Here is a 16,727-nt window from a genome sequence, read left to right on the forward strand (position 1 = left end):
TTTAAACCCTCATAACCAACTTTTTACCGTAAATACGATTACCTTCCATCAGCCGGTGGGCCTCTTGCACAGTTTCAACACTAAGGTTGCCGATAACATTTACAGCAGGTGCATCAATTTTATGGGTTTCAATTAGTTGAGCTAAATGATTGAGCGTATCTCCATACCATGTAAGATTATTTTCTATCGCAAATGCGTAGGCCGCAATATTGAGGATATTGGCCCCTTTGTCAAATAAAATTTCGCGGGTGACAGCGGTTCCTAAAAAAGTAACATCAACATAGTTTCCGTTCATTCTTAATACATCAGCCGTGGTTTCGGCTATTGTGCCTCCTACAAGGTCAACAGCATAATCAAACCGCTTACCATAGTTGGCTGTAATAAGCAGATGTTTTAAACCCGGTTGATTATAATTGACGATTTGCCCGGAGCCAAGGCCAAGACTTTGCAATGCGGCTATACTTTCCCCGCTACCTGCTGTAGCTACGATGTTTGAAACGCCATTTGCTTTTAACAATTTTATCAAAAACCTGCCCACGCCACCGGCAGCGCCGTTAATAAAAATGCTGTCGTGCGCTTCGGCCTGCATCCTGGTAAAACTATGCCAGGCCGTTAAACCCGACGATGGGATAGCGGCGGCTTCCTCAAAATTGATATGGCGAGGTTTGCGGCCAATCATCCGGTAATTTAACGCCATTAATTCGGCATAGCTTCCGTTTGATCCGCGACTACCGGCCAGGGCCATCACCTCATCGCCGGGCTTAAAACCGATAACATCCGGCCCCAACTGCAGCACTATTCCCGAGAGCTCACGCCCTAATATTGGCGAACGCATCAGCCTGCTTTCGCGCAGGCCCTGGCGCATCTGGTAATCAATAGGGTTAAAGGCAGCCGCTTTGATCTGTATCAGCACCTCGTCATTTTTAATTACAGGAGGATCCAGATGGCTTAAACTGAAGTTAGATACATCGCCAAAACCATTCAATTGTATTGCTTTCATAAATGCAGAGTTTTAAATTTGCTTGTGCTCCAAAACTAAATACCCTGCACGTAAATAACCCTTACTCCTTTAATTGGGAGCAACTCACAAAAAAGGGAGTACTTAATTATGATCAAGGAAAACTCGTCAAACGCCGTAAACAAAGCATTCCTGTACCGGTCGTGCCGGATAAACGGCGCACTTGATGCCATTTCGGGCCGGTGGAAAGCCCTTATTGTGATTCATATTTCGGAAGGGAACGATCGCTTCAGTTTACTCAAAGCAGCTATGCAGGGTATAACCGATCAAACATTGGGTAAACAACTGAAAGAGCTGGAAGCCTCCGGGCTGATCAGCAAAACTATCATCCCCGCTGTACCTGCACGGGTTGATTATACCTTAACCCCAAAAGGACAAGCGTTGCTGCCAATTTTGGCCAACCTATCCGAATGGAGTGATATGTAAGGTTGCCTTATTTCAGGTTTTCATCAAAATCAACAAACAGGTCGGCCTTGTCATTATCATAAATGCCGCCTGCTATGATGCTTTGCCCGGTTGTTCCGGGATTATTGCCATGCCCCAATGGCCATGAGCCTTTTGAATTGGTAACACCAAAACCGGCATATGAAGCTGCCTGTAATGCAAAATCGGTACAGTTATTTTTTGATAGATGGTACTCCAGACCATCATACTGCTGAGTAAGCTTCAGTATCCTTTTAAAACGGCGTTCGGTTATAAACTTGCCCATCACTTCATCCCATTTGTGCGCCTCGTCATTTTTGAACGTGCCCGAAGTTTCCGGTTCCCATGGCGTAGCCGAAAATATATTGTCTTTTTTGGGATAGAATCCGAATGAAACAGAAACCGTAGTTGAATCGGTATTATACTTGATGAGCGTTATAAAAGTATGCCCGGTATTAGCCCGTACAAATACGGTAGGCTTACCTGGTTTAGGTTGTTTTACGTGAAACAGCAAGGCGTAAGCAGCCGCTTTTTTGCCATCATTAAAAGTATTGAGGATCCGGTTGTAAGTAATTGATTTGCTTTTCTTCTCCTTTTTATCCTTCAGCCGCACCGGGCTGTTTACAAATACCGAATCATCATTTGCGTTGATGGTCAACAAGCCGCTGTTTAAATGTAATTGCCGGCCGGCAGTATCTGTATTTAGCGAATCCGCAGCAGCAGGGGCACCTTCTTTTTTGGATACCATCGCCCTGAAAAAACATTTCATAGCAAGGGGGTACAAATGCAGCTTTGCAAACACATTGGCAAGCTTATAGTATGATTTAACCCTGGCCTGGTTATAATTACCTTCGCCGGTATTACCTGCCGATAACTCTTTCAAATAGCCCAATACCTTTTTGCGGCCGGCGTGGGTATCCAGTTCGCTTTCCAGGTCCGTCTCAAAAACCGCATCGGCTTTAATAATAGGTTTGTTTGATACCCCGGTAAGCAATTTGGCCGAATAACTATCATCAATGATGCTATGTGCAGCCGTATCGGGCAGCAGGTTAAGCTTATACCGTACCGATGCCGATAGCTGAGCGGATGCCGGGATTACACACAACACAGTACCAATGGTTACAAAGGCGCTGAATAAATATTTTATACGATAAGCGGTCATGACCAATTTTTAAACTTGTGATAATTGTGCTACAGATATAATAACAAAGGGGGACGCGGTTACTAATTACCGGCAACAACAATAGCCTGGGTGGCTATAGTTTAAAAAACGAAAACGGGGCGGATTAGTTTTCATATCAGTACAAACGTAATAACATTTTAAATAGTCTACAAGTTTAGTAGATTATTTTTATTTAAACTTGCACCTTCGATATTTCACAAAAAACAATGGATCAATACGCATTAGTTACGGGGGCCGGTAAAGGCATTGGACGGGCAATGGCCATATTGCTGGCGCAAAAAAGTTATAACCTCCTGCTGGTTTCGCGGTCGGAAAATGATCTCATTGCCCTGTCTGCCCAAATAAAAACCGACTATCATGTGAAGGCTGATTATCTCGCGACTGATCTTTCGGGCGCGGGTGCCGCCCTTCGGATCTTCGACTGGGCTAAAAGCTTAAATGTACCCATATCGATATTAATAAATAATGCGGGGCACGGTGTGTGGGGAAATTTCGATGAATTGGATCTGGCCCCGCAAACCGGCATGATGCAGGTTAACATGAATGCGCTTACCGAACTTTCCTATCATTTTATCCCGCTTTTAAAATTACAACAACAGGCGTTTATCCTCAACGTATCCAGTACCGCGGCTTACCAGGCTGTACCTACCCTGGCGATTTATGCGGCAACTAAAGCGTTTGTTTTATCATTTAGCCGGGCTTTGAGATATGAACTTAAGGATACCAATATTTCGGTAAGCTGTATTTGCCCCGGCCCTACTGATACCGGTTTTGCACACAGTGCCGGTATGGATGCCCTGGCCGAACTCGCCGCAAAATTCAATATGCAGCCCGGGGAGGTTGCAGTAATTGGTATAAAAGGCATGTTCAATAAAAAAGCCGAAATAGTCCCCGGATTTTTAAACAAGCTCTCGGCTGTAGCAGCAACGCATGGCCCTAAACGCCTGATTGAAAAGGTAACCGCCGGACTTTACAAGCGTTAAAAAATATTTTCATAAATATTTGGAGTGATTAACAATTTGTTTACATTTGCATTAATCTACTAAAAAGATAGATTTAATATACATTGAACAATACGCACAACATATTATTTGCATGCCCAATGCGAATGCCCTTGATAACAAGGGTCATGTGCAGCTGTTGTTGTTAATTTCCCTTAAAAAGGACCATCTCCTTTCCTAAAACCGCTCCGGCGGCATCAAGCGTTTACAATTTCACTTTCCAGGTACTTTAATATCATTTCCACCACATGGCAACGTCATATCAAAAATTCACATTAGGCTCAGCAATTACGCCCGAACAACAAGCTTTTTTCAATCAGCACGGCTTTATCCATTTTAAAAATTTCATTAAGCCCGAAACTGTTACCGACATTATCAATGCATCAAAACAGGTTGAAAACACCTGGATCAGCAATAAAACGGAGAAGGTGAATGGCGTGCCGATCAAATATGGTAAAGACCTTGATGGCTCGCCTATTGTACAGCGCTTTGCTTTTATTAATCAGCATAATAGTTTGTTAGATGAATTTACCAAAGATCCGCGTTTCCAGGTGCTGCTTAACCTGATTGGTGAAGGCTCACGGCTGGGAACAGATGAAAAGGACGGAATGGTTTTTAACCACTACGTAAACGGCCCCGAAAGCAGCTTCACTAAAATGGGCTGGCATACGGATGGCCTGCGCGATATTTTTCATGGCCAAAAGTTAAACCCGATGCTTAATGTTGGCATCCATTTAAGTACCCTGAAACCGGAGAACGGCGGTTTACGCATCCTGCCCGGTACACATAAACAAAACCTTTACCAGATGCTTTTCCGTAAAAAGTATTTCCTTGATCATGATACCGACGAAAATGAAGTAGCTATTATCCCAACAGCCGGCGACCTGACCATACATGATGGCCGCCTTTGGCACCGGGTAGCCCAGTCAACCGTTATTGGTGAGGAAAGCCGCCGCAGGGTAATATATATCCCCATTATTGCCGGTAAATACGAGCCCAAACACGCCGACAGCCCTACCGCCTTTTATCAACGTTTTGCAAGTATTGTTAAGTAAAAATTTATGTTAATTGCCTTATTCATCAGCTATCTCATCCGCACCGGGAAAATTGCAGCCCTGAAAAGTTTCTTTACGGAGCGGGCACTGGTTAAAGTCCCTGTAAAATAAAACTATGTCATTGCGAGGAGGTACAGCCTGTCCCGAATTTATTTCGGGAACGAAGCAATCTTGTAGCTATGCACATCGGACATGCATTTGCTACCAGATTGCTTCGCTTATAATGGCATAATTGTAAGTTATTGATTATTAAATATATCTTTCTGATCTATTTTATAACATGGGCGTTGCCTGCGGCCCGGGCTTTCCGTTACAAGTCCTCGCCTTTCCTACCCGCAACTCCTACACACGCTGTGGGCTTTTCACTGCAATCCCTAACGCGGCCCACACACAACATCCCTAAAATATATTTTTTCTACGTCATTACGATTTTTTCCAGGCTTCCCTGGTGGATACTCGCAATGACTTATTGTATTACCCGCCGCCGGGCGGCGGCGTAGGTTTTAGGTTTTTACTTCAACCAAACCGTTTGTGTATAAGCACCATCAACGGCGGCATCCCAAACTTCAAGTCGAGCCCATTTGCGGCCTTTCATGTTCAACACTTTGCTGAATGTTTTTGTGCCAAAAGCCTGGGTTGAGGTAAGATCAATGCGCTCACGATAAACCTGTTTGCCATCGCCCGAAATGATCTCAGCAAAATTTAACGGGAATGTCCAGCTGGTTTTAAAGCTGATGGTACATTTTCCGTCGGCCGGGATGGCTATGGTCTCGCCGGATGAATGGCCATTTATTGTAAAATCCTCAATTAAAACTTCACCTGTGGTTGAAAAGAATTTGCCTTGTTCCAGCACATTAAGCACAGGCTGCCAGCCATTTTTATATTCAGGCTGTTGGGCAAGTTTCAGGTAGTTTACATTGAGGTGCGCGTACATTTCATTTTCGGGCTCGATGCTGAACAGGTCGGCTTCAGAGAGTACTTTCTTTTTCAGTCCCCAGTTGTTCATATCATCCATCAGATCGAAAACACGTTTGCCCAAACGAGGTTCAGACAAATCAGCAGGCAAAGCTTTCCAGGCGGCTCCCAAAAACCTGTCCGACAGGTAAAAACCTTCTTTCTTATAAGCATCCGGGAAACCGGTAGAACCTTTAGTACGGGCATGCGCTGTCCAGGCCAGGCCTTTTTCGGCTTTAAGCAGGTTTAACATATCGGCTTTATCGCCTATATGATAAACTTTACCATGTTCAGCATCGGTACTTTCAAAAGGCGTACCCGCCTTACGCGACATGATCCAGTAAACCGGCTTCGGAAAAAATGCCAGCCAATGACCGCCGAAAAACTCATTAGGTTCCTCGCCGGGCAGCAGCAAAAAGTTTTTATCAGATAAACGGTTACATTGATCAAACAGTGCTTGAAGTTCTTTAAGTCGTTGTTCATCCGGTCCTTTAGGATGGGCGGTATAATGAAACTCGGCCAGGTGAACAATATTAATCCCCCGGCGCTTTAAAACTTTCACAAACGATGGACTATCAGGAACCGGCTTGCCCGCAAGCACCACACTCATGATAAACTCGTTATGAAAATGGCTTGCCATGGTTTTGTAACCGGGAAGTGGCATATAGCTATCATTATGGGTAAATTGCTTTACATTATTCAGCAAAGCGTCTGCTCCGTCGGTTCCCAGCAGGCAAAAAAAGTTGAGTTGTTGTTTGGTTCCCGGGGGCGCGTTAAACCAGGGCACAAAACGCTTATCACCCTGTAGTTCCTGCCTGATGCCAAGCCCAAAGCCCAGAAGCAGGTTACGGTAATTGTTGCCATACCATACAAACTTGAGGTTAAAAGCTTCATCCAAAGGATAAAAATACTGGTGCGGTGCCGGAAACACGGCTATGCTGCCTTTATCATTTGTACCGATGATGGCACGATATTTTACAGCAAGATTTTTAGCAGTATCCGGTTTACTGATATCATCGATTTGCAGGTGTTCATAAACATCACTATAGCTCACTGCTTTAACCGGTTGGGCTTTAGCGACCAAACCCGCATCATACAAAATAGCCGTCGAATCAATTTGGGTTGATACAACTGCTGCAACGTTAAATAAAGGTTGCCCGTTGTAGAGTGTAATTTCCAGATCTCCTTTAAAGTTAGGCGCTTCCACTCCTGGCAAAGTAATTATTGTACGTGTGCCTTTGCTGCTTACGCTGATGGATTTTTTATGAAAATCTACCTTATAAGAGTGGTGTGGTTTCAGCGGTACCTTATCAAAAAAGATATTCCAGCCGTTTTGGGAGATAAGATCACGCTTACCTTCTGTAAGGATAAACTGCGGATCAACATTTTCAATCACCGGCTTGTAAACCCCGGCTTTACTTAACTGAACGCTGCTAAATAGCGGCTCGTCATTTTTTAAGTTTAAAACAAGCCTACCGTTACTATTTGCTCCCGCAGGCCATGTTACTGTAACATTTGAAGTATTTGCCTTTACGCTTACACCGGCAGCCGGTTTAAAATCTTTATCACCCGCCACCTGTGCCTCTGACTTAAAAAAAACCAGTGACAGCAATCCGCAAAGAACAAGATGTTTTATTTGATAAACCATATCGTTTATTATTTAGTTACTACCGGCCAACCGTTTTGATACTTAACAGGGCTGATACACATTACCCTGCCCTTTTCTTTATGAGCTATTTCGATAGCATGATAGGCTATAAATTTATTTCCCTTTTCATCAGTAAAAATAGAATTGTGGCCAGGAGCTGTATAAACCGCATCTTTTATTAAAATAGCACTATTGAGGGTTTTATCGCTTTCACCTAATCGTACAAACGGACCGAGCGGATTATCGGCCTTAGCTATCATTACAGCATAATTGGCTCCCACTCCGCAACAGTTATCACCCGAGTAATACAGGTAATAGGTACCGTTATCATAATCAAGCCATGAGCCTTCAACCAAATTGCTGTAGCTTTTATCCTTGCCCGGCTCAACTACAACTGTTGGCTGCGAGCCATCTTTAAAATCCGACCAGTCATCCTTCATTTCCTGTACCCGCAACGGCTGAAAATCCGATCCCCAATAAAGGAAATGTTTGCCGGTTTTTGGATCAACAAAGGCCTTAGGATCTATGCAGCGAAAGCCCGGGCCTTTCATAAATGGTGCTCCTCTATCAGTGAATGGACCAAGCGGGCTATCCGCATAAGCTATGCCCATCCATTTGCCGGTCAACTCGTTTGGATCGGCAGAAAAGAACATGACAAATTTGTTGAGTTTAGCATCGAAGAAAACATCCGGCGCCCAAAAGTTTTGCGTATTGGAAGCCCATGACGGTTTTTGAGGCAAAGCGTCACCGGCGTAGCTCCAGTGCTCATGATCAGTTGACCAGGCCACCTGGATATTGATCATTTTCCCGTCACCTCCCGGCGATTGGGTTGCGTACGCGTAATACTTACCGTTATAACTGATCACCGTAGGATCGGGAAAATCCCTGTCAAGCACAACATGAATAAGACCGCTATAAGGCGCTGCCTGCTTGGTTGGCCCAACTTGCTGTGCATGGCTGCGACAGACGGTCATTGTAACTAACAGAACCAGCACCAGGCAATTAAAAAACTTTTTCATAGGTGTAATTGGTTTAAGGGTAGTATTAGCGAGGAACAAGCCTTACGAAGTTTTAAAAACATCGTAAGGCTGTAATAAACATGCTTATCATATTTGACAAGCAGATTTATGTGATAGGTTGAACGCGGGAGACGCATGTGATGCGTCTCTACTTAAAACATCGGTTTCAGGATCCGAAAATCATCTGCACATTTGAAATCTGCACATCAAAAATTTATCTTCCGGTCAATTTCTTGATCAGGTTTGCTTCCTCAGGGATGTAGGCAGTACCATCCTTACGGAAAATATCATGGAACCACAGCTTAGGTTCTTTACCATCAGGCATTGGGGTATCCCAGGCGTAAATGGTGTTGGTTTTGCCGCTTACAAAACCCCAGTTTATAGCGCCTACATTTTCTTTTTTAAGCATTGGCAATACCGTGCCGAACAGACTGTTGCGCGGGCGGGCCATATACTCGGTACAAATCAACGGGCGACCGTTCATTTTCAAAAACTGCACAGTTTTCAGGTGTTCAGCTTCAGGGGTATAGTCATGATAAGTAATAACGTCTGAGTTAGCTATCTGGAATTTGTTCAACTCTTCCAAATCCCAGCGCCATACGCCTGCACTAATTGGCTGGCTTGGATTTACCTGCCTTGCCCATTTGAAAACGCTTTTTAACAACGGCAAAGTTTTGTTGCATTTATCTGAGTTGCCCGGCTCATTATACAAATCCCAAAGCAAAATGCGTTTATCATTGGCAAAACGCTTCAATACATCTTTCACGTATTTTTCAAGTACGGGCGAATTTGCCGCATTATCAGATGCCGGCTGCCCCGGATCCTGCATCCAACCCGAATTGTGAATGCCTGGCTTTGGCTCAGGTTGCTTACCTACTTTAGGCACTTTGTTCCAGCAGTCATCAAAAAACACAAACATGGTTTTAACGCCATGTTTACTTGAAATGGCCAGGTATTCGTCCATGCGTTTCTTGAAACCTTCAGGATCCTGCTCCCAGGCTAAATGGTGCAGGAATACACGCATTACATTCATGCCAATACCTTGAGCATAGCCTAATTCTCTATCTATTGTTTTCGGATCGAAAGTATCAGCCTGCCACATCTCCAACTGATTAATGGCCGTGCTCGGAATAAAATCTGCCCCAACCAGCCATTGCTGCTGCGCGTACCATGTTTTTGCCTTCGCCTCTGACCATACCTGAGCCGGCGCTTTCTGCTGCGCCATTACCCTCATCCCCAATGGCATTGCCAAAGCAAGGGCCAATACTTTTAATTTTGTTTGCATTTATCTGTATTTAATAGTTTAATTCCTGTTTTACCCGTGTGTCATTTCGACGAACCGGAGGGGTTATGAGCGAGGCGTGAGGAGAAATCTTATACACTGTGCTATAGCTCTGCGTACCGTATAAGATTTCTCTTTCGCCCCAACCCGCAGCCCCCACCGCTCTATCGAAATGACATTTTTATTTTTTCTTTTAGTCCTTCTTTACCACCCTCCCCTTTATCATCCAAATCTCAGTACCATTCCCAAACGCATTTGTTGATGTTAACGCAATTATGGTATCATCATTAAGCACACACAACGCATTCCATAACCCGTGTTTATTAAGCGGAATATTGAATGGCGTTGGTACACACGCAAAATCCTTAGCATCATTGTTACCCAAAGCTACCTGCATACAGGCCTGTTCCCAGTTATGGTTGCGGTTTTGGGTACTTTGGTATGACAGCACCGTTTCGCCGCTGTGCAGTTGCCTTAAATAAGGCGCACCTGCATAAACCGTATCCTGCAATTTAGGTATGAGCGCGTATGTACGTTCGGCATCATCGGAGCCTACTGTTTTTTGCCAGTTTTGACCGATACTGTTACGAATAACAGATGGCTTAAAAGTTGCTCCGGCGTTATCCTCTATCGAAAACGCGATCTCATTTTTCCCTTTCAGGAGGATGGGCACCGGCATGCCATCCCTATGGCCAGCCCTGAAAGACACTATTTCAGGCTGTTTTGTCCAGCTTAAGCCGTTATCCTTCGACCTAAATATGGAAATATTCTGCTCGTTTGATTTTGTGTAAACACCCTCGTTCGAAAAAAACAACTGGATCTCGCCCGATGGCAATTGAATCTGCGATGGTTCCCAGCAGCCATCATCAAAATTGTAGCGGGCTTCATAAACCAAACGTTCATCCGTCCAGGTTTTGCCTTTATCGTAACTTTTTTTGGTACAGATGGCAAATCGTTTAGTGGTATCCCAACCGCCGTTTACCTTATGCGGGCGTGGGTTGTATGACGCCAGTAACGAGTGGTCTTTCAGTTCCAATATCTCGGGCACTGCCATGTTCACTCCGGGCACCGGCTTTGCAATTACAACAGGTTGCTGCCAGCTTTTACCCAAATCGTTGCTTGTAATACATTCAATGCCCCCGGCGCTTTCATAAACACAAAACAGGCTGCCATTACTTAGCTGGACCATACGGGCGTAATTGCCGTTCTTGTTGCCCACCTGTTTTAAGGTGGTTTGATCCCAGGCAATGGTTTTGTTGTTAACGGCATAGTGTTGCCCCAGAACCATCACCGGGGCAAACACACCCATTAACCAAATGAATATCTGCCGCATAACCAATTATTCTTTTTATTTCTGTCGATATTTTATTTGACGTCGGCCAGCCAGAAACTAAATGGCTTATCCCTGTCGCACACCAGCGTTTCGCCGTTAAATTCTAATTCTGCTGCATGGATGGAGGTGCGCTTGGTTGTATAACTGTAAGCGCCATCGGCATCAAGCCCGCCATCTTCAAAATGCTTTTTACGGCCGGGATGGGTAAAGTAAATGATATAGGCATGGCCTTCACTCACTACCACATCGGCATGGGCCCCTGTTGGCGTATCCTCCGGCCGGTGACCTGGCTTATCCAGCACCAAACCCTGGTGCTCCCAGGTTTTAGCATCCTTTGAGCGGTAAACGCGCTGCCCCTGCCACTCGTCGGTGATCATCCAGTAATAATCTTTAAACCGGAATATTTTAGGACCTTCATGTGCGCGGCCTTCAATGGCGGGTTTATCATCTGCTTTCCAGTTCACAAGATCGTTACTTTCAGCGGTCATGGTGATGCTACCCAATTTTTGATCCTTGTACCACATATGCCATTTACCATCAGGCATTTTCGTGAGTGTTGGGTCGATGATATTATGATCGGGCAAATTTAGCGGCCCTTCATATTTCCAGTCCCACAGGTTTTTACTGGTGTAATGTACCAGGTGCGAATCTCCGCACCACTGGCTATACACTCCTGGGATATATACCACAAACATGTGGTAAACACCTTTATCAAAAACCACATCGGGGGCCCAAAAAGTGTTTTGCCCGCGTTCATGCTCCAGGTTTAACGCACCGCGGTATACCCAGGTATGCCCATGATCCTTAGAGGTAGCCACGCCAATGGCAGTACCATAACAAAACGCTACTCCCGGCGATTGTACATTGGCCCGGCGCTGGGTATAAAGCATGGTCCACTCTTTTTCGGCTTTGTTATAAACCAATACCGGGTCGGCGGCGCCATCGTAAATAGGATCACGATAAAGCGGCGATGGCGGCTGGTTTTTAACCGCGGCATCCTGCGCTACGGCAGTAAAACCAGTCATCATCATTAAACCGCATAATATTCCTTTTATCATTCGTACGTTCATTATTCAGCAACCGGGAAAGCCGAAATCCTTAACCTTGCGCCGCCCATAGGTACCAATGTAAGCTCTTTAGCCGGCTCTTCTGTTTTTACAGGACTTTGTGGCAACACACCGCATAAGCCTGTTTCGTCAATCTTCCAACCTGGCAGCTGTTTACCTTTTGTTTTTAACTCAATCGGAGCATTAGCATTAGTGAACGGATTATTATCCTTTGGCCACGCGCGTTTAATAACCTCTATTGATTTTTCAGGGTGCTGTTCATCTATCAGCAAACCGTAGTTCCATGGCGATGCTGCGTAGATATTATAAGATGGCCATTTTTGAGGATCGGCGCCAGGCTGCCAATGCGAATCGCCCTGTGCATCTTTCAGGTTATCACCCTTGGTGTACTGCTCCTCAATTTTCAAAGAATAAGTAAGCGGACCGTAGCTAACACTTACGCTATTTTTGTTTTTAGCCCATTCCTTCACTTTCAATTGCATTGGCAATTGCAGGGTTATCTTATCGCCGTTTTTCCAGCTTTTTGCTAAACGGATATAATCGCCTGTTGAGGTATTTACATCTACAGCAACACCGTTAACTTTTACTGATGCACCTTTGCACCATTCAGGGATACGCAGGTAAAGCGGAAAATCGACTGCTTTTGGTGTAGTAACTGTAAAATTGATCTGATCCTGGAATGGATAATGGCTTGTTTCGGCAATGCTTACCGCGGTACCGTTGCCAACCTTGGCGTTAACTTTGCCCTCGGTATAAAGCAGGGCTGCTATACCATTATCAGGGGTAGCCATCCAGCTGTTTTCGGCATAATATACCCAGCCTGCGGCGTGGTTATGCTGGCAGCAGCGGCTGCCGAAAGGGTTCATCATTAAAAACGGACCTTCATTGGCTATACCCGGATGGTGGTTTTTACCATCGCTCACCACCATATTGGGTGCAGTTAAATAGCGCAAAGCACGATAATCGGGCATAAATGCAGCCGGGAAGGTATTGAAAGCAACATCTTCGCAGTTCTCGGCCCAGAAACGATCGCCGGTATTGCCTAATAGCATCTGATCGGATGTCATTTGCTCTACCAATCCGCAGGTTTCTACTGCCTGGCGCGGATCATCATAACCCTTACGTGCATTTTCATCGGCCCCAAACATACCACCAGGAACCTGGCCGTAAATATCACGGATCAGTTTAAAATTGTTGTAAGTTGCATCCAGATCTTTTTTATCATGGCTTTGCAGGTAATAAGTTGCCGGCTCGCGGAAACACTGCGCTACGTTAACATTATGCCAGTTGGGCAGGTTATTAGCCTGGCGCCAGTCGGCAGTGTTTTTATCAAGTTTGGTAGCCAGGTCAAGTAAAAACTTATCGCCGGTACGGTTATACAGCCAGTAAACACTCAGCATGTTATCGCCGCCGCGGCTGTTTTCCCAGTAATCCTTCAAAAACTTGCTATCAGGTACCGATAGCTCATATTTAAAGTACTTGGTCATGAAAGGAATAACACGTGGATCTTTGGTGTATTCGTAATATGATTGCAGGCACCACAGCATTGGCATGTTAGTCCACAAATCGCGGTTACCATTATGCTCAACCGCCGGACCGAAATCGCCGTTATCGCGCTGGTTGTTCAGTACAGCATCTATCCAGAATTTGGTTTCAGCAATCATCTTTTTGTCCTTCAGCGTATAGGCAATATCAGCATAACCCTTTAACCAATAAGGCAATTCTTCCCAACCGTATTCGCCTTTACCTTCTTTATTAAGCCAGGCGTTATTGGTTTTTGAAAGCCATACGCTGATCTCACCCAAATTACCGGTTAAACCGTCGCGCTGCAGCTCCAGCATTTTCTTCAGCCAGCCACCGGCTTCAATGCTACCGGTAGGCAGTTTGGCAAAATATTGTCTTTGCAGTGGGGCGCGGTTATTTACATAAAAAGCATTTGCACCTTTGTTATCAACTGTTGTAACCGTGGTTGCTTTCACGCCCTGAGCGTTCACCGTTGCAAAGCCTGCACATATCATCGCTACGGAAAGACAAACTTCCCTGCGCATTAATTTTATACTGTTTTTGATAGTCATACGTAAAGATATTATTTCACCAATGCAGGATCATACAGTTTGCTGTTGGCTTTTTGTAACAATTCAACAGGCATTTTAATCACTTTACGATCATAAGTCATAAAGCCGTTCACTTCGCCTTCCACATCTGTTGTTTGGGTGTATACCGCTGCCGAAAGACCAACTTTTATCAGCTCTTCCAACCTATCAGTAAAAGTTGAATACCTTTTAAACAGGTCGTCGCCGTTTTTAAAGTTTTGATAGCCCCAGTTTTTGTTTGCCTGCCAGGTATGGCCATCAACAGGCCAGCCGAGGCCACCAAACTCGCCTAATACAACGGCTTTGGTTTTGCCGAAGATCTCGGGACGCGGCATAGCCGGGTGCGGATAATTATGCAGATCGACAATGTTACCGGTATCATAGAAGTTACCGCCACTCGCGCTGTTTACCAAACGTGACGGATCTTTTTTCTCGGTCCACTCGGTAATTTCTACAGTTTTGAACTGTCCCCAGGCCTCGTTGAACGGGGTCCATACAACAATGCAAGGATAGTTGTATAATGAATTTATAATGGCGTTCCACTCTTTGCGGTAGTAACCTTCTGATTCGGGGGTACGTTGCTGATCGGTAGCGCGGTCAAGCACACCCGGACGGTTTTCCCAGTGGTTACCTAAATCGCCGCTTGGCATATCCTGCCACAGCAACATACCGGTTTTATCACAATATGCATAGTAACGAGCAGGTTCAACTTTGATGTGCTTACGGATCATGTTAAAGCCCATTTCCTTGAGCTTATCAATATCAAAGCTCATAGCCTCATAAGTTGGCGGGGTATATAAACCATCCGGCCACCAACCCTGATCAAGCGGGCCATATTGAAATACAAATTTGTTGTTCAGCAACATGCGCTGAATGCCGTTAGCATCAGCACCAAGCGAAATCTTACGCATGGCAAAGTAACTGCTTATCTCGTCAACCGCTTTATTGTTGCGGATAACAGCAACTTTCAGGTCATACAAAAATGGATCGGTAGTTGACCATAAATGCTGGTCTTTAATATCAAGCACGGCGGTTTCACCGGCGTCAATAGTTTTTTCGGATACAAGGGTTTTGCCGTTCCAGGCGCTGATCTTCAGCTTATCGCCCGGCTGGCTATTGGAAACTTCGGCAGATACCGATAGTGTGTGATCGTCAATATTGGGGGTTTGTTTGGTGGCTTCGATATGTGTTTTAGCTACACCTTCCAGCCAAACGGTTTGCCAGATCCCGGTAACCGGAGTATACCAGATACCTTCGGGCTTTTTTACTTGTTTACCGCGCGGCTGCGGACCATCATCTGTCGGGTCCCATACGCTTAGGGTAATATCTTGTTTTGAACCGCCTTTTAAATAAGGGGTAATGTTAAATGTAAAAGGATCGAAGCCGCCTTCATGGATGCCGGCACTTTTTCCGTTTACAAATACTTCGGTACGCCAGTCAACCGCGCCAAAATGCAGCAGTACGTCTTTACCTTTTAATGTTTTATTTAAGCTGATACTTGTTTTATACCACAACATGCTATCCTTACCAACAGTTTTACCAACGCCCGATAATGCAGATTCAACCGCAAAAGGCACCAGGATCTTTCCCTCATATTTAGCCGGCCCTGTGGTAGCTTTAGGAACTATGGCATAGTTCCATAAACCATTCAGGTTTTGCCAGTTGCCGCGTACCATTTGCGGGCGGGGATATTCGGGTAGAGGTGCCTTAGGGTCAACTTTTTCGGCCCATGGGGTGGTGATCTTGTCTTTTATCAAATGCCATTCGCCTTGCTGTGCATTGGCAGACAGATAGGCAGAAATGAAAAGAGACAGGCAAAGCGATAGTTTCTTCATCAGTTAAATGGAGTGTAAGGATATTATGTTAGTTAATAATGCAGGGAAAGAAAAAAGGCCCCCGCTGTAACGGCAGGGGCCGATAAATTATTGTAGAGTTACTTTTGATACCGGTGAGAAGATTAAATCTTCAACTCCGGCAATCTTTAGACCTATACGTGCAAATACGTAATTTTGAGTAGGTACTATATTGGGTACATCAAAGCTAAGGCTAAGATTATTCATGCTTGTAATAGCCGAGCCTGCAATTGATGGCGGATCGCCATCGCCCAAACGGTAACCGCCCGACACAAACTGTGTTTTATTCACATATAGATAAACACGGTCGATATTTTTAGCATTGGCATCTGTAATTACTTTCTGCAAATCGAAAGTAGCTGTTACTTTTCTGCCGGTAGCTGTAAACTTGGCATTTTGTACCAGGTAATAAGGAGTTACCTCTATATCAACTGTTTGGCTGCCCTTTAAGTTTACGGTTAAACTATCACGGGTTCCGGCCGGCAATTCTTTCCACATAAATGGCCCCTGGTTTGCAGGGATAGTGAATTTGTAGGTGCCGTCAAATAACAACTGCGCATAATTACCATCAGGATCAAAAGTTCCCTGTATGGCTGATTTTGTTGCAAAACCAGGTTGATATATTTGGTAAGGAACAGCATTATACTCAACGTTTATTGCTTCGCCTTTGTAAACCAACCTACCGCTCAGTCTCGATTGGGGCGCATCGTAATTGTCTTTCTTACAGCCCGAGGCAGCAAGAAAAAGCCCTATTAAAATATGATGAAACTTGATTTTCATAAACACTTTTCTTTAACT

The 16,727-nt window shown here is 44.8% G+C and carries 13 protein-coding genes; 3 read left to right on the top strand and 10 right to left on the bottom strand.

Features of this window, described 5'->3' with window-relative positions:
- Nucleotide 1: 1 nt before the first annotated feature.
- The gene (locus tag ACEN9X_RS06405; RefSeq protein WP_413669606.1) at nt 2-1,000 is read right to left on the bottom strand and encodes a quinone oxidoreductase family protein; all 999 of its coding nucleotides are present in this window, start codon (nt 998-1,000) and stop codon (nt 2-4) included.
- Nucleotides 1,001-1,108: 108 nt separating this feature from the next.
- Between ACEN9X_RS06405 and ACEN9X_RS06410 the strand changes: the two genes are divergently transcribed.
- Nucleotides 1,109-1,444 (top strand): winged helix-turn-helix transcriptional regulator, encoded by a 336-nt coding sequence (locus ACEN9X_RS06410; protein ID WP_413669607.1) that lies wholly within the window; start codon nt 1,109-1,111, stop codon nt 1,442-1,444.
- A 7-nt stretch (nt 1,445-1,451) separates the two neighbouring features.
- Here ACEN9X_RS06410 and ACEN9X_RS06415 read toward each other — a convergent pair whose 3' ends face one another.
- Nucleotides 1,452-2,603, bottom strand: coding sequence for a hypothetical protein (locus tag ACEN9X_RS06415; protein WP_413669608.1), 1,152 nt, complete (start codon nt 2,601-2,603; stop codon nt 1,452-1,454).
- A gap of 227 nt (nt 2,604-2,830) precedes the next feature.
- Here ACEN9X_RS06415 and ACEN9X_RS06420 point away from each other — a divergent pair, with 227 nt between their 5' ends.
- Nucleotides 2,831-3,607, top strand: a complete 777-nt coding sequence (locus ACEN9X_RS06420; protein ID WP_413669609.1) for an SDR family NAD(P)-dependent oxidoreductase — start codon at nt 2,831-2,833, stop codon at nt 3,605-3,607.
- A gap of 266 nt (nt 3,608-3,873) precedes the next feature.
- On the top strand, nt 3,874-4,680 hold the full coding sequence (locus tag ACEN9X_RS06425; protein ID WP_413669610.1) for a phytanoyl-CoA dioxygenase family protein: 807 nt from the start codon (nt 3,874-3,876) through the stop codon (nt 4,678-4,680).
- Nucleotides 4,681-5,191: 511 nt separating this feature from the next.
- On the opposite strand, the gene ACEN9X_RS06430 is transcribed toward ACEN9X_RS06425, so the two are convergent.
- The 8 genes from ACEN9X_RS06430 to ACEN9X_RS06465 all read right to left on the bottom strand — a co-directional run bounded on the left by ACEN9X_RS06430 (nt 5,192) and on the right by ACEN9X_RS06465 (nt 16,709).
- On the bottom strand, nt 5,192-7,282 hold the full coding sequence (locus ACEN9X_RS06430; protein WP_413669611.1) for a hypothetical protein: 2,091 nt from the start codon (nt 7,280-7,282) through the stop codon (nt 5,192-5,194).
- A gap of 8 nt (nt 7,283-7,290) precedes the next feature.
- A complete protein-coding gene (locus ACEN9X_RS06435) occupies nt 7,291-8,301 on the bottom strand; it encodes a glycoside hydrolase family 43 protein (RefSeq protein WP_413669612.1) in 1,011 nt (336 codons plus the stop codon).
- 214 nt (nt 8,302-8,515) lie between these two features.
- Nucleotides 8,516-9,586, bottom strand: a complete 1,071-nt coding sequence (locus ACEN9X_RS06440; RefSeq protein ID WP_413669613.1) for a cellulase family glycosylhydrolase — start codon at nt 9,584-9,586, stop codon at nt 8,516-8,518.
- A 190-nt stretch (nt 9,587-9,776) separates the two neighbouring features.
- Nucleotides 9,777-10,916 carry a sialidase family protein gene (locus ACEN9X_RS06445; protein ID WP_413669614.1) on the bottom strand — a complete coding sequence of 380 codons (1,140 nt, stop codon included), beginning with the start codon at nt 10,914-10,916 and terminating at the stop codon, nt 9,777-9,779.
- Nucleotides 10,917-10,948: 32 nt separating this feature from the next.
- On the bottom strand, nt 10,949-11,974 hold the full coding sequence (locus tag ACEN9X_RS06450) for a family 43 glycosylhydrolase (RefSeq protein WP_413669615.1): 1,026 nt from the start codon (nt 11,972-11,974) through the stop codon (nt 10,949-10,951).
- 11 nt (nt 11,975-11,985) lie between these two features.
- Nucleotides 11,986-14,058 (bottom strand): beta-L-arabinofuranosidase domain-containing protein, encoded by a 2,073-nt coding sequence (locus tag ACEN9X_RS06455; RefSeq protein WP_413669616.1) that lies wholly within the window; start codon nt 14,056-14,058, stop codon nt 11,986-11,988.
- A gap of 11 nt (nt 14,059-14,069) precedes the next feature.
- The gene (locus ACEN9X_RS06460; RefSeq protein ID WP_413669617.1) at nt 14,070-15,911 is read right to left on the bottom strand and encodes a glycoside hydrolase family 2 protein; all 1,842 of its coding nucleotides are present in this window, start codon (nt 15,909-15,911) and stop codon (nt 14,070-14,072) included.
- Nucleotides 15,912-15,998: 87 nt separating this feature from the next.
- Nucleotides 15,999-16,709, bottom strand: coding sequence for a DUF3823 domain-containing protein (locus ACEN9X_RS06465; protein WP_413669618.1), 711 nt, complete (start codon nt 16,707-16,709; stop codon nt 15,999-16,001).
- Nucleotides 16,710-16,727 lie beyond the last annotated feature (18 nt).

This window comes from Mucilaginibacter sp. Mucisp86 (genome assembly GCF_047324315.1).
Classification (GTDB): domain Bacteria; phylum Bacteroidota; class Bacteroidia; order Sphingobacteriales; family Sphingobacteriaceae; genus Mucilaginibacter.